Origin of the sequence: Pseudoalteromonas holothuriae (assembly GCF_945859825.1) — a bacterium.
Lineage (GTDB): Bacteria > Pseudomonadota > Gammaproteobacteria > Enterobacterales > Alteromonadaceae > Pseudoalteromonas > Pseudoalteromonas holothuriae.
Map to the genome: position 1 here is coordinate 14,404 of NZ_CAMAPC010000025.1, position 14,388 is coordinate 28,791.

A 14,388-nucleotide genomic window follows, 5' to 3' on the forward strand; every position below is an offset into this window, starting at 1 on the left:
TTAGTGTTACTTATCTTCATCCCAGTTACCAATATCATCCTCAGTCCCTACTTCACCGTCTGGACCCATTGAAAAAATATCAATTTTACCCATTTCGCCAGGACTAACTAGTTGGTACGGGTTACCCCATGGATCTTCCGGTAATTTAGAAATAAAACCGCCGTCAGGAAAACGCTTTGGTGCTGGGTCTATTGAGGTTTGTGTAACAAGTGCTTCTAAACCCTGCTCAGTCGTTGGGTACGCCTTATTTTTTAATTTATACATATTCATCGCATCTTCGAGCTGCTGAATATCTAAACCTGCTTTATCAATAGCGGCTTCTTCTTGTTGACCCATAATATTTGGCGCGACGATAGACATGATCATACCAATGATCACCAGTACCACCATAATTTCTAATAATGAAAAGCCTGATTGTTTATTCACGATATTTTCCCTCACAATTGAAAACTTAATGCAGCATGTTAGACACATGCCTATATGTTACTTTTTGACTATAAGCCAACGGCTTTATTCATAGCCATAATAGGTTGTAAGATAGCCATAACAATAAACAGTACGATTACCGCCATACTCGCTATCATTGCTGGTTCTAAAAGCTTCAGTGATACACTCACCATACTTTCGAACTCTCGGTCTTGGTTATTAGCCGCACGCTCTAACATCTGCTCCAACTCACCCGATTTTTCACCACTGGCTATCATGTGCAACATCATCGGTGGAAATAGCTTAGTTTGATGTAGCGCAGCGCGTAAGCTAGCACCTTCGCTAACTCGGGTCGCAGCTTCTGCAACCGCAGCTTTGATTTTTTGATTCTCTAAAACTTGTCCTGATATCTTCATGCCTTCAAGCAAAGGCACTGAGCTTGAAGATAAGATACTGAGAGTACGCGCAAAACGCGCTGTATTAATACCTCGACTAATTTTACCCAAACCCGGTAGTACGAGCAGCTTGCTGTCAAACCAAAAGCGAACTTTAGGCTGCTGTATGGCGCGCTTAAATAATACTACGCCACCAGTTATCACCACCAAGCTAATTAGCCAATAATCTTGAACAAAATTACTAGCAGCCATCACCCACTCAGTGGTCCATGGCAAAACTTGGTTAGATTTTTCAAACGTTTTTAGAATTTTTGGCACCACAGTACCGAGTAAAACCGACACAATGGCAATGGCAAAAATCACCAAGATAATGGGGTAAACCATCGCTTGAGTGATTTGACTACGCATATGCTGGCGTTGTTCGGTGTAATCAGCCAAGCGATTTAATACCTGATCAAGGTGCCCTGATTTTTCACCCGCTGCAACCATTGAGCGATATAAATTATCAAAGACATTTGGAAACTCCGACATACCATCTGCAAGCGTGTAACCCTCAACGACTTTTGAGCGCACTGACATCAGCATGCGCTTTAGCCGCGGCTTTTCACACTGCTCAGCAACCGCCATTACAGCCGCTTCCACTGGCAATGAAGATTGAATTAATGTCGCTAATTGACGAGTGATTAAGGCAAGATCGGCAACTGAGGGTTTGTATCCCTGAAATAGCTTAAAGCCACCATCTGGTTGTTGCTTATCTTTTTCAGCAGCAGGTGAAACCTCAAGTGGCATCATCGCTTTTTCGCGTAGCATTTGCCTGACTTGTTTAGCTGTATCTGCTTCTAGAATCCCAGATTTTTCTTTGCCTTTTGTATCTAAGGCGCGGTACTCAAACGCCGCCATACCTATCCTTCCTCACGTGTTACACGTAATACTTCTTCCAGAGTAGTTTGACCTTTAAGCACACGAGCTAAACCATCTTGACGAATACTCGGGCTTGTCTTACGAATATACTTTTCAACAGCCTGTTCGCCCTTACCATTATGAATAAGTTCACGGATCGCTTCGTCTACCACTAACAACTCGTGAATACCGGTACGACCTTTATAACCGTTGAAGTTACACTCTTCACAGCCAATGGCACGATAAATCATGCTTGGTTTATCTGATGACACACCAAGTAGTTCGCATTCACGCTCATCAGCTTGATGCGCTTCTTTACAGCTTGGGCACAGCGTTCTAACCAGTCGCTGTGACAATACACCTAGTAACGAAGATGAAAGCAAGAAAGGCTCAACACCCATGTCTTCCATACGTGTAATTGCACCTGCGGCTGTATTGGTATGCAGTGTAGACATGACCAAGTGACCTGTTAATGAGGCTTGAACTGCAATTTGTCCTGTTTCAAGATCACGAATTTCTCCCACCATCACCACATCAGGGTCTTGACGAAGAATGGCACGCAAACCTCGTGCAAACGTCATATCGACTTTGGTATTTACTTGAGTTTGACCAATTCCTGGAATTTCGTATTCAATCGGATCTTCAACCGTCAAGATATTACGGTCTCTGGAGTTAATTTGGCTCATGCCCGCGTACAAGGTGGTACTTTTACCAGAACCCGTAGGGCCTGTTACCAAAATGATACCATGCGGCTTACTAATAATATCAGCAAACAAATCACGGTTACGCTCTGTCATACCTAAGTCTTCAAGGTTCAGGCGCGCATTATTTTTATCCAGAAGGCGAAGTACCACACGTTCACCAAAGCTAGAAGGCATAGTTGATACCCGCACATCTACCGCACGCCCTGCGATACGCAAGCTAATACGACCATCTTGTGGGATACGCTTTTCAGCAATATCCAGTTTTGCCATAACTTTAATACGTGACACTAACAATGAGGCGAGCTTACGATTTGGTTTGAGCACTTCTTTGAGCACCCCATCAACACGAAAACGGATCACTAAATCTTGTTCAAAGGTCTCGATATGAATATCAGAAGCGCCTTCTTTGATGGCCTCACTTAGCATCGCATTGATCAGTTTAATAATGGGCGCATCATCATCAGCTGCGAGTAAGTCTTCAGTTTGTGGTAACTCCTCAGCTAATGAAAATAGGTCAACTTCGTTTCCGATATCTTCCATCATTTGTTGTGTTTCAGAGCTATCACGTTGGTATGATACTTCCAACAACAATTCAAACTTATCATCTGCTAATTGTTCTAGCTTAAACGCTTCACCAACAATGCGGCGCACCTCGAGTAGAGCCTCAACGGCAAGCTCCCCGCGATAATAAACCACCAAACCATCGGGCTGTTTGCTCAGCAACATGCCTTCTCGGCGCGCATAGCCAAACGGTAATCGCAATGGTGATTGCGCAATGTGTTCGGACTGTTCAAGCACTTCAGCAGGCATGTCTGTGGTGGATAACTCACTGACAGGCATATCAGTAACCGCCTCTAGCTTGCTCTCAGTCATCATTGTTAAGCTCTTTGTTGTTTTGCTTTTTCAAAAACTCTTCGTATGTAGGTGGCAATACCAGTGCATCATTCCACTCTGGCAATACTGGCGTTTCTTCAAACGGCATCAAATCAATTCCATCTTCTTGCTGAAGCTCTTGCTCGGTACGAATAAAGTTATATTTCGAGTGGCTTAAGTCATTCATACTGCGGCTATCACGAATAATGGTGGCGCGAATAAATACCAACAAGTTAGTTTTACGCTTAGTTGTGCTGGTCGATTTAAACAGGTGACCTAGTACTGGAATATCTCCTAACAATGGGACTTTAGAGACACTTTCTTGCACGTTCTCATCTATCAGACCACCTAAAATAACCATACCGCCGTCATCAGCAATCACTGTGGTATTAATCGCCCGCTTATTCACCGATATATCCACGGCGGTTGCGCCACTTACGCTAGATACTTCTTGCTCAATTGTAAGCTGTACCGCGCTACCATCATTGATTTGTGGGGTAACTTTTAGCTTAATACCCACCTCTTGACGGTCAACCGTTTGGAACGGATTCGAGTTATTGTCACCTGAAGTTGAACCAGTAATGATTGGTACTTCTTGACCAACTATCATCGACGCTTCTTCGTTATCCATGGTCGTTACTGAAGGCGTGGCTAAAATATTTGACTTAGTATCGGTTGAGATCGCTTGCACAATCGCACCCCAGTCATTTTTAACAATCCCCATAGCTAAACCATTTACACCGCCAAGTAACTGACCTAATGGGCCTAAGTCGCCTTCGATTGTCTCAGTGTATTCAGTTGCATTACCTGTATCGGAGCCAATGACATTCTTTTTAACATCTTTATCTCTAGCTTGCTGTGCCGCAACAGCTAAAGAGCCAACAGGAACTGTGTTGCCATTATTAAACTGCAGCATACCGCCTTTTTCAGAGATCCATTGCAAGCCAAAGTTAATGCCGTCACCTTCAAATACTTCAACGACAATTGCCTCTACTAACACCTGCGCACGGCGAATATCTAATTTTTCAATTACTTGAGTTAGGGAGCGCATCGTATCGGGCTGCGCGGTAATAACCAGTGAGTTTGAATCTGAGTGTGCTTCAATGCTGGTTTCATTTTTATTGCTGCGACTACGTGATTTTGTATTACCACCTTGCGCATCTTCTTGTAGAGTCTTGCTCACGCCTTGTAGAACTTTTACTAAATCTTCCGCTTTAGCGTAATTGAGGTAAAATACCTTGGTATTACCTTGATTCTCTAGTTCGTTGTCTAGTCGTTTAATTAATTCTGTCGCACGGCTACGCGCCTGAGACTCGCCACTCACAATCACACTATTTGTACGGCTATCAGCCACAACCTTAGGTATCAAAAAGTCAGGAATGGCACCCTTGCCGCTATCTTTATAGATACTTTCAACCACAGATACCACGTCATCAGCGGTTGCATGGTTAAGTTTTACAATATCAACGCGTTTATCACCCGCTTGGTCTACCGATTTAATAATATCAACTAAACGGTTCACAGATGCCGCATGACCTGTCAACATCATAACATTGGCAGAATTGAGGTTAGTAACGTGACCTCCATCTTTTTGGTCGCTAAATTGACGAATGAGTGGACCAAGCTCCTGTACGCTTACATTCCTAACTCGAACTACGCGGGTGATCATCACATCGCCATTACCCGCTTCTTCATCTTCAACTAAAGGTACATTACCTTTTTTGCCATCTGAACTGCGTACAACTTTTAAGACACCGCTGTCCATTTCTGTCACTGAGTAGCCGTACACTTCAAGCACGTTTAAAAAAAACTGATAATACAGCGACTCATCCATTAACTCATAACTGCGTACGTTGATATTGCCACGCACGTTAGGATCAATGATGATGGTTTTATTTAGATTTTTGCCAACAATATTAATAAACTCATTAATATCAGTGCCTTTGAAGTTGGCAGCATACTCAACAGCAGACACAGAAAGCGACAAACCAGCTGCAAACATCAGAGCTGCATATCTAGCTAACCCTTTTTTGATTTTTGTGAGGTGTAGCTTATTACCCATTATTTTTAAACTCCAAATTTAGTATCATTACAGGCTAAATTGCACGCTCATGACTTGACCATCACGTTCTACCGTAATAGTGGCATCTGTGCTATTTCTTAGCTCATTCATAGCTGACATGGCCTGTTTCATATCCGTGAGTTGATAGCCATTAATAGCAACGGCTAAATCATTATTTTTCAATCCCATTTTATTAAACAGAGCGGGGTCTTTGCCCGGGCTCAAACGGTAACCCATTAGCTGCCCTGCACTTCGAAATGGCGTAATGCGAATATAATCGAGCAATTTGCCAGGGTCTTTGAGTAACGCTTCTTTTTGCTCGGCCAATTCTCTAGGAATTGTACGTACGAGACTCGACTGCTTAGCCGGTGCTTTAGTTGTAATTGGCATGGCAACATTCTTTGAGAACTCAAGGCCATCGAGCATTAACGTCTCAAAACGGCCACTAACATCCAAAATGACTCTATCTGGTAAAACTTGCGCAAGCTTAGCACGAGTACCCTCAATTGCTTGACGCACTTCATAGGTTGATTGTCGGCCTTGAGATTCAATAATAGCAAGTCCAGCACTGTCATCTAAACTGACTGCTACAATACCCGTTAAACGCACATTAAGTGCTGTTTGTGGTGCATCAGAGATGATTGTTTTTGGCTTATCAACAGGCTTACTTTGCGCGTTACCAAATAAGTTTTGTTTGATGATGGCTTGGCTACCTGCTGCAGAGCTACTTGATGCATAAACTGAAGACATAGAAGGCAAAGATTGTGTTATTGGCTGTGGCCACACCAACCAAAACATGTGTGACAATAAATAAGCAATATAAACAACAGCCAAATAAACCACCATGCGACTAAGTTTTGCATGAGGCAGCGCGAGCAATGTTTTTTGTAACTGTTGTAATTGTAATTCCATATCCGTCTTTTCTTATTCTGTTGAGCGGCAAGTGTACCTTAATCAGTATAAATACAACAAGCACGCTAATATGACAGTTTGCTTTCGCCGTAATCTATCGGCTAACCCTTTGAACACAGCATAGAGCAAGAGTTCCACACGCTTTTTTTAAACGAGGAAATATGCTAAATTTATTGCATTATTACACGTTCTTTATGGTTAATAAATTGTGACTAAAAAAGCCCCCGAAAAACCCAATCAAAATGAGGCCATTAGGCTTGATAAATGGTTATGGGCAGCTCGTTTTTACAAGACTCGAGCACTCGCTCGAGAAATGATACAAGGGGGTAAAGTACACTATAACGGGCAACGCTGTAAACCCAGTAAATTAGTTGGGCTTGGAGCCAAGGTTAAGCTAGCACAGGGGGTTGACGAAAAAGAGGTGACTATTTTAGTGTTACTCGACAAACGACAAGCCGCACCAATTGCAGAGCAATCATACCTTGAATCGGAACAAAGTATACAAAAGCGCGAGCAAAATGCAATAGCGCGAAAAAATAACAGCTTCTTTGCACCACATCCTGTTAACAAGCCGGATAAGAAGCAAAGACGTGAATTACTTAAATTGAAGTCAAGCTAGCTAGGATTTTATAAATGCAACCTGATTTACTACACCGTTATATTTTCGAAAAACTCGATTTACGCGGCGAGTTGGTACAAATCGATCACACCTTTAACGAGATCATTACTGGTCATAACTATCCACAAGCAGTGCAAGCTTTACTTGGCGAGTTATTGGTCGCGACTAGTTTATTAACAGCAACATTAAAATTTGAAGGTGATATTGCTGTGCAATTGCAAGGTGATGGACCCGTTAAGTATGCTGTTATCAATGGCGACCACAAACAGAACATGCGAGGCGTGGCTAGATTACAAGGTGAAGTAACAGGGTCATCTATTCCTCAGCTGCTCGGTAAAGGGTATATGGTGATCACCATCACACCAATTAAAGGAGAGCGCTATCAGGGTATCGTTCCTTTGGCATCAGACTCGCTTGCGGCATGTTTAGAAGATTACTTTACCCAATCAGAACAGCTGAAAACGCGTTTGTGGTTTGCCACCCGCACACAAGAGAAGCGTGTGAAAGCATCAGGCTTGTTTTTACAAGTGCTCCCTGTTGATAAAGAAAAGTCTGTAGAAGATTTCACTCATTTAGAAGCACTGAGCGACACCATCAAAGATGAAGAGTTATTAGACTTAGATGCACAAACAATACTGACGCGTTTATATCATGAAGATAACCCCCAGTTATTTGAACCGCAAGAAATAAACTTCGTGTGTGGTTGTAGCCGCGAAAAAACCATTAATGCTTTAGTTAATGTAGGCCAACCAGCGTTACTCGCTGATATAGAAAAGCAAGGTGAAATCAATATTAGCTGTCATTATTGTTTAAAAAACTACACCTTTAACGAAAGTGATGTTAAGGCAATTTTTAATTAAATTAGCCTTAGCGGATGTTTCTAATATCAAGCCGTCAAAATGACGGTTTTTTTGTTGTTAAAAAATGACACCGGTATCACTATTTCAATAATTTTCATGACACCGGTATCATTGAAATTATTTAAGTTTTTTGACATTTTTATGCCTTTTTAGCGCCTTCAAAAGCTCGAATATATCAAAGCCATCTGTTACTATAATTTCAGCTTAAAGTTAGTCAGAACTTCAGAGCTATCCCGTTCAATTCTCACATTTAGGTAATAACATGACTTCAAGCGCTACTCGTTTTGTCGATTTAACTGCAGCCGAACTTGTCGAACACGCCATTAGCCGTGGCGAAGGCACTTTAGCCGCAAATGGAGCTTTCGTTGCAAAAACTGGCCGTCGTACAGGTCGTTCACCAAATGACCGATTTATCGTAAAAGAGCCAAGCACTGAGAACGACATCCAATGGGGCAATGTAAATCGCCCATTCGATGCCGAAAAATTTAATGCTTTGTGGGCTCGTGTTGAAGCACACGTACAAGATAATGACCACTTCGTCTCTCACCTTGAAGTGGGTGCCGATCCAGAGCACTACTTACCTGTAGTCGTCACAACCGAAACAGCATGGCACCATATCTTCGCCAAGAACATGTTTATTGAACCTAGCCGTTACAACGCCTCTGATTTACCGCAATGGCAAGTAATGAATGTACCATCATTTGTCTGTGACCCTGAGCGCGATGGCACAAACAGCGACGGCACTGTGATCATTAACTTTGCAGAGCGTAAAGTACTGCTTGCAGGTATGCATTACGCTGGAGAAATGAAAAAGTCGATGTTCTCAGTACAGAACTTTCTTTTACCAGCCAAAGGTGTGTTACCAATGCACTGTAGTGCGAACGTAGGCGAAGCGGGCGATACAGCATTGTTCTTTGGCCTTTCAGGTACTGGTAAAACAACACTATCGGCAGACCCTACTCGCTTCCTTATTGGTGATGATGAACATGGTTGGGCGCCTGGCAGTGTATTCAACATTGAAGGCGGCTGTTACGCTAAGTGTATCGACCTATCACAAAAGAACGAGCCGGTGATTTGGAACGCTATTAAATTTGGCACTATCTTAGAAAACGTAGTGCTAGATGAAAACCGTTTACCTGATTTCAAAGATACCAGCCTAACGCAAAACACGCGTGCCGCTTACCCACTTGAGCATGTTGAAAAACGCAAAGTAGAGAACCGTGCTGGTGAGCCAAAAGCTGTTGTTTTCTTAACTTGTGACGTAAGTGGCGTGTTGCCTCCTGTTTCTGTGTTATCTGAAGAAGCCGCTGCTTATCATTTCTTAAGTGGTTACACCGCAAAAGTTGGCTCAACAGAAATCGGCTCAACGGCTGATATTGAATCAACCTTCTCAACCTGTTTTGGTGCACCGTTCTTCCCACGTCCAGCTGGCGTTTATGCTGAACTACTAATGAAGCGTGTACGTGAATTCGGCGCTAAAGTTTACCTCGTAAATACAGGTTGGACTGGCGGCCCATACGGTATTGGTAAACGTTTTGATATCCCAACGACACGTGCTGTTATTGATGCCATCGTATCGGGCAAATTAGCCGGTGTTGAAACCACCCATATCGAGTCACTTAACCTTAATGTGCCTGTCGAAGTGCCTGGTGTTGAAAGTGCGCTACTTAACCCAATTAATACTTGGGAAGACAAAACAAAGTATGCTGAATATGCGGCAAAACTTGCAGCAGACTTTAAAGAGAACTTTGCTAAGTATGATGTGTCAGACGCCATCAAACAGGCTGGTCCTCGCGGCTAATTAAAACCGTTAGGTAAACCATTCGGTAAACCATTTCCTTTATCAAAAGCGCCCCTCGTTGGGCGTTTTTTTGTGCCTATTTAGTAGCTTTACGTATGCGACTTTTCAGCAAGAGCTGCTTTCATGATACTACTTGTGGGCCATAAAAATGCAAAACATGCAGCATTAGCCATACTTGTTTTAATAACGCTCAGCGTAAATGGTAGCAAAGTAGGCACAGATATGGTTTGATTACCTTTTGCGCATGATAAAAAAAGAACAGAATATGCTTGAAAATTTATCTTTAAGAAAAAAAATTCTTCTACTCATCGGTGGCACGATTTCTGTACTGCTGATCATCGCGGCTAGCTACTTTGTTAACCATATCGCAACGCTCTCAAGACAAGGTATTGAACGAGAAGCGCAAAGCTATATCTATGCTGAAAAGCTATCGATGGAATCATTCTTTGCTCAGTATGGTAAATTGGTAAAATCGTTTATTACCAGTCCACATATTATTGAATTTTTTGAGCAATACGATACTAGAGAAGCTAACTTATCCACTCTCGATGGTTATGAAAACATCAACAAAGACTTTATCCGCATCAGTAGCAACGATGAAAATGTGTTGTCAGCCTTTTTTGGCTCAGCAAACACTGGGGAGTATTTCAAAGAAAATGAACGCACCTCTAAGTTCGCCGATGGCAACCCTTACTACGCCTATAAACGCAGTTGGTGGCAAGATGCATTAAGTCACAACGGCTTATATGTTGGCTCTGCTACTGTTGATATAAATACCGGTGCAGTATCAGCCGTTGTTCAACAACCCGTGCGTAACCTTCGTGGGGAGCTTGTTGGCATAGGTGGCGTAGACTTACAGATTAACCGTATTAGTGCTTTAGTCGAGGAGATTCGCTTTCATGGTCAAGGTTTTGGCTTTTTACTCGACAACGACTTAAAAGTGGTTCACTTATCAAACCAAACAAACCATGACTTATCCATTACCGATGAAGGTCCCAATGGTAAAGAAGGGTTAGATGCACTAGAGCAGCGCTTTGAAAATACACACGGTTTTTCTGAACTAAATCGACAAATTGAAAATAACAAAGCAGGCACTGCTACAGTAACCTTAAAAGGTAAAGAGTACTATGTCGTATTTAACAATGTGCATTTAGATACGCCTGTTCTTGATTGGCATGTGGGTATTTTAATTCCGGTTAGTTTAATTGAAGAACCTGTACAGCAAGCAGTTATGACCACCATTTCTTCCGTTGTTGTTATTCTCGCTATTGTCATCGCGATGATCTGGTGGGCAACCCATATGATTGCAAAACCCATTACTACATTAACCCAAATTATGCGTGACATTGCATCTGGCAATGGTGACCTAACCCAACGTATTGATATTAAAAGCCATGATGAAGTAGGTCAACTTGCTCATCATATGAATACTTTTATCGATAAGTTGCGTGCCATGATGTTAGATACCGCCACGCAAGCATCTCAGTTAGGTAATGCATCAGCTCAATTAAGCGAAGTATCGGCAAATACCAATCATGAAATTCAACAAGAAAAACAGCAAGTAGATAGCGTCAGTGCAGCAGTGACCGAAATGGCCGCTACAGTGACCGAGATCTCACGTAATGCGCAAGAAACAAACCAAGCTGCAGAAACTGTTCAACGTATGACACAAGATGGTGCTACACGTTCAAATCAGGCACAACAGGTGATGATAGAGCTATCCACACACATTGGTGAGGCTGCCAAAGTTGTATCAGGCCTTGAGCAAGAAACCAGTAACATTGGTGCAGTGATTGATGTGATCAATGGTATTGCCGAGCAAACTAACCTACTAGCCCTGAATGCGGCAATTGAAGCAGCACGCGCAGGTGAACAAGGTAGAGGCTTTGCAGTAGTTGCAGATGAAGTGCGCTCTTTGGCCAGTCGTACACAAGAGTCTACTGATGATATTCGTAATATGATCTCTCGCTTACAACAAATTGCGCAGCAAGCCTCCACTATGATGCGTCAAGGGCAAGACCAAGCACAAGGTACCGTTGAACAAACGCAAGGGGTACTAGACTCGCTCACGGAAATAGCAGACTCAGTGATAACTGTGCAAGATCAAAGCCACCAAATTGCTACCTCAACGGAAGAACAAACCGTCGTGGCTGAAGATATTAACAATAGTCTCAGTACCATAAATGACTTAGTTAATAGCACAGCGCACCATGCGCAAACACTGGCAAGCGAAGCGCACGACCTAAATAATTTGGCCAAAGCCCTTAACGGTACTGTTAATCAATTCAAACTCTAAAAAGAACATGAGCCGCAAGTAATGCGGCTCGCCGCTTTTTGCGGCAGATCAATACTCGCTAAGGCAAAACCTTTTACACTATCGCCTTACTAAATAAGTTAACTTAGCGAGTGCGTAGCGTGATAAATTTTCCAACATGGGATGACTCCCTTATCAAAAAGTACAATGTCTCGGGCCCTAGATATACCTCATACCCAACAGCCCTATCTTTAGAGTCAGGCTACAATGCATCTACCTTACGCTCAGCCATTAGTACATCAAATAGCCGTGCGCTCTCGCTGTATGTTCATATTCCTTTTTGTCATCAGCTTTGCTATTACTGCGGCTGCAACAAAATAGTAACTCGACACCAACACAAAGCAGATACCTATTTAGATAACCTTGAACTAGAAATAAAAGCGCAAGCGCCTTTATTTAAACACTACACTGTTGAGCAACTTCACTTAGGTGGCGGTACCCCAACATTTTTAACTGCTGTACAAATGACGCGCTTAATTACCTTGTTAGAGCGGCACTTTGTCTTTTCAACCACTGCGCAACGAAGCATTGAAATAGACCCAAGATCACTTGCCGATAACATGTTGGCTCATTTAAAAGTCATGGGTTTTAATCGCGTTTCATTTGGCGTACAAGACTTTAATGATCAAGTACAAGAAGCTGTTAATCGCCCGCAGCATATGGATGATGTGATTGCTTTATTAGAGCATGCTCGTGAACTGGGTTTTAAATCAATCAACGCTGATATGATTTACGGCCTTCCTCACCAAACACCAGAAAGTTTTGCACATAGCATTAAGAAGTTAATAGCACTTAGCCCCGATAGAGTCTCGGTATTTAACTATGCCCACTTACCCGATAAATTTGCAGCGCAACGTAAACTAAAAGAAGCGGATATGCCAAGCCCGTGGCAAAAGTTAACGATGTTTAAAAATACCCTTGAGCAAATGACAAATGCAGGTTATCAATTTATTGGTATGGACCATTTCGCTAAAAAACAAGATGAGTTAGCTGTTGCTCAAAATCAAGGAAAATTGCATCGCAATTTTCAAGGCTACACCACTGGTGGTGATTGTGACTTACTTGGATTGGGCGTATCGTCAATCTCACAAATTGGCAATGCCATTTTACAAAATGAAAAAGACTTAAAAGCCTATTATGATGCTGTTAATCAGCAAGGCTTTGCCATTAACAAAGGCATGCAGCTCACTGGTGAAGACAAATTAAGAGCGGAAGTGATCAAACAGCTTATTTGCCATTTTGAGCTAGATATTAATGCCTTTGAAGCACATTATAATATCAATTTTACTACGCACTTTGCAGATGCGCTTACAGCATTAATCCCACTTGCTGAAGACGGGTTAGTAAAAGTAAATACCAACAAGATTGAAGTGACTCATAAAGGTAACTTGTTCATTCGTATCATTTGTATGTGTTTTGATGCCTATTTACAGCAACAACTCAAAACCTCACGTTTTTCACGAGTGATTTAGGGTTAATACCAATTTGATTAAAACATTGATAGTGCTAGCAAGTTAAATGATTTATTTAATGCAATTGCTTTAACAGCCCTCTATTGAGGGCTGTTAAAAATCAGTTAGGTTACTTATCTACTTGGCGCACTTTCTTGTGCAGCTATTTTCGCACTAATAAAGTCAGCATGAGCAACGTAGAGTAAACCCGAAATTTTACGAATAATATGATCCTCATAGCTGTCTAACTCACCATCAGCAAAAGCAACATGCCATAGCAGCTCGATGATATCTATTCGCTCTATATCTGACGTTTGTTGATTGATTTGTTTTACAAATGCATACATGTCGATAGCCTGTTCGACTTGTTTTTGTGCTTTATCGATTAAGGGTGTGACTTGCTCTACAGTTAGTTGGCATCGGTCAATCATGATTTCGCGAATTTTATCAAATTCACTCTCTAAAAGCTTACCATCGGCACGCATGACTTCGACTAACAAGGCTGCCAACGCTGTATTAAAATCTAATACTTCGTGCTCAGCTGTTTTTGAGTTTTTGTTTTGTAATAACTTTTTAAGGTGGTTTAACAAGTAAATACCTCCACTATGTTACACTTAAATAAACTTAGAAAAAGAATTGTTCTGCTATGATTTATCTAACAAGCTTTAGTTCAAACATACCACGCTGTAGTCAATTAATCATCGTAGCCATGTCATCAATGTTGATAGCTTGCCAACAAACGCCTATCATAATAGGCCAGTCAGAAAAGCTGTATGACTTTGACCATAAAGTACATTATGAACAAACTAAGTATAATAATGACCATTATTTATTAAAAATAAAATCAGATAACTACGAGCATTTTTTGCAACAAAGTGTGTTTTTATTACGCCATAGTATCAAGTTATGTCAAGGACAGGCTCCACAGTTAACGCTATTAAAAGGGGTCCAGCGCTTTGAAAAATTACCTACTACACCACGACCTTTTCAAAGCGATCTAGGTGTCGACGTGAAATGTGTTGATTAAAAATAAAATCGTATCAAATTACACAGGTTAAATACGTATCAACA

At 41.8% G+C, this 14,388-nt stretch carries 12 protein-coding genes; 6 read left to right on the top strand and 6 right to left on the bottom strand.

Annotated features, from left to right (window positions below; genetic code table 11):
* Positions 1-6: 6 nt before the first annotated feature.
* The 5 genes from gspG to gspC form a co-directional block, all read right to left on the bottom strand.
* Positions 7-426 carry a type II secretion system major pseudopilin GspG gene (gene gspG, locus OCI93_RS19490; protein WP_315942736.1) on the bottom strand — a complete coding sequence of 140 codons (420 nt, stop codon included), beginning with the start codon at positions 424-426 and terminating at the stop codon, positions 7-9.
* 68 nt (positions 427-494) lie between these two features.
* The gene (gene gspF / locus OCI93_RS19495; protein WP_261595158.1) at positions 495-1,721 is read right to left on the bottom strand and encodes a type II secretion system inner membrane protein GspF; all 1,227 of its coding nucleotides are present in this window, start codon (positions 1,719-1,721) and stop codon (positions 495-497) included.
* 2 nt (positions 1,722-1,723) lie between these two features.
* Complete coding sequence (gene gspE / locus OCI93_RS19500; RefSeq protein WP_261595197.1) at positions 1,724-3,235, bottom strand: type II secretion system ATPase GspE; 1,512 nt, start codon at positions 3,233-3,235, stop codon at positions 1,724-1,726.
* 55 nt (positions 3,236-3,290) lie between these two features.
* Positions 3,291-5,360 (bottom strand): type II secretion system secretin GspD, encoded by a 2,070-nt coding sequence (gspD, locus tag OCI93_RS19505; RefSeq protein WP_261627097.1) that lies wholly within the window; start codon positions 5,358-5,360, stop codon positions 3,291-3,293.
* A gap of 27 nt (positions 5,361-5,387) precedes the next feature.
* Positions 5,388-6,272, bottom strand: coding sequence for a type II secretion system protein GspC (gene gspC, locus OCI93_RS19510; RefSeq protein ID WP_261627098.1), 885 nt, complete (start codon positions 6,270-6,272; stop codon positions 5,388-5,390).
* Between the two features lie 208 nt (positions 6,273-6,480).
* On the opposite strand from gspC, the gene hslR reads away from it, so the two are divergent.
* The 5 genes from hslR to hemN all read left to right on the top strand — a co-directional run bounded on the left by hslR (position 6,481) and on the right by hemN (position 13,338).
* A complete protein-coding gene (gene hslR / locus OCI93_RS19515) occupies positions 6,481-6,891 on the top strand; it encodes a ribosome-associated heat shock protein Hsp15 (protein WP_261595161.1) in 411 nt (136 codons plus the stop codon).
* 14 nt (positions 6,892-6,905) lie between these two features.
* A complete protein-coding gene (hslO, locus tag OCI93_RS19520; RefSeq protein WP_261595162.1) occupies positions 6,906-7,751 on the top strand; it encodes an Hsp33 family molecular chaperone HslO in 846 nt (281 codons plus the stop codon).
* A gap of 262 nt (positions 7,752-8,013) precedes the next feature.
* Positions 8,014-9,552: a phosphoenolpyruvate carboxykinase gene (locus tag OCI93_RS19525; RefSeq protein WP_261627099.1), complete on the top strand. Its 1,539-nt coding sequence runs from the start codon at positions 8,014-8,016 to the stop codon at positions 9,550-9,552.
* A gap of 265 nt (positions 9,553-9,817) precedes the next feature.
* Entirely contained in the window at positions 9,818-11,848 is a 2,031-nt protein-coding gene (locus tag OCI93_RS19530; protein WP_261595165.1) for a methyl-accepting chemotaxis protein, read from the top strand.
* Between the two features lie 119 nt (positions 11,849-11,967).
* Positions 11,968-13,338 (top strand): oxygen-independent coproporphyrinogen III oxidase, encoded by a 1,371-nt coding sequence (gene hemN, locus OCI93_RS19535; RefSeq protein WP_261595166.1) that lies wholly within the window; start codon positions 11,968-11,970, stop codon positions 13,336-13,338.
* Positions 13,339-13,451: 113 nt separating this feature from the next.
* Here the strand turns inward: hemN and OCI93_RS19540 are convergent, their stop codons facing one another.
* Positions 13,452-13,907: a tellurite resistance TerB family protein gene (locus OCI93_RS19540; protein WP_261627100.1), complete on the bottom strand. Its 456-nt coding sequence runs from the start codon at positions 13,905-13,907 to the stop codon at positions 13,452-13,454.
* Positions 13,908-14,026: 119 nt separating this feature from the next.
* Between OCI93_RS19540 and OCI93_RS19545 the strand changes: the two genes are divergently transcribed.
* A complete protein-coding gene (locus OCI93_RS19545) occupies positions 14,027-14,344 on the top strand; it encodes a hypothetical protein (protein WP_410007652.1) in 318 nt (105 codons plus the stop codon).
* Positions 14,345-14,388 lie beyond the last annotated feature (44 nt).

Excerpts from the sequence above, each read along its gene's own strand:
- gspF (WP_261595158.1), bottom strand. The coding sequence starts at position 1,721 with ATGGCGGCGTTTGAGTACCGCGCCTTAGATACAAAAGGCAAAGAAAAA.
- gspE (WP_261595197.1), bottom strand. The coding sequence starts at position 3,235 with ATGCCTGCTGAAGTGCTTGAACAGTCCGAACACATTGCGCAATCACCA.
- gspD (WP_261627097.1), bottom strand. The coding sequence starts at position 5,360 with ATGGGTAATAAGCTACACCTCACAAAAATCAAAAAAGGGTTAGCTAGA.
- gspC (WP_261627098.1), bottom strand. The coding sequence starts at position 6,272 with ATGGAATTACAATTACAACAGTTACAAAAAACATTGCTCGCGCTGCCT.
- hslO (WP_261595162.1), top strand. The coding sequence starts at position 6,906 with ATGCAACCTGATTTACTACACCGTTATATTTTCGAAAAACTCGATTTA.
- OCI93_RS19525 (WP_261627099.1), top strand. The coding sequence starts at position 8,014 with ATGACTTCAAGCGCTACTCGTTTTGTCGATTTAACTGCAGCCGAACTT.
- OCI93_RS19530 (WP_261595165.1), top strand. The coding sequence starts at position 9,818 with ATGCTTGAAAATTTATCTTTAAGAAAAAAAATTCTTCTACTCATCGGT.
- OCI93_RS19545 (WP_410007652.1), top strand. The coding sequence starts at position 14,027 with ATGTCATCAATGTTGATAGCTTGCCAACAAACGCCTATCATAATAGGC.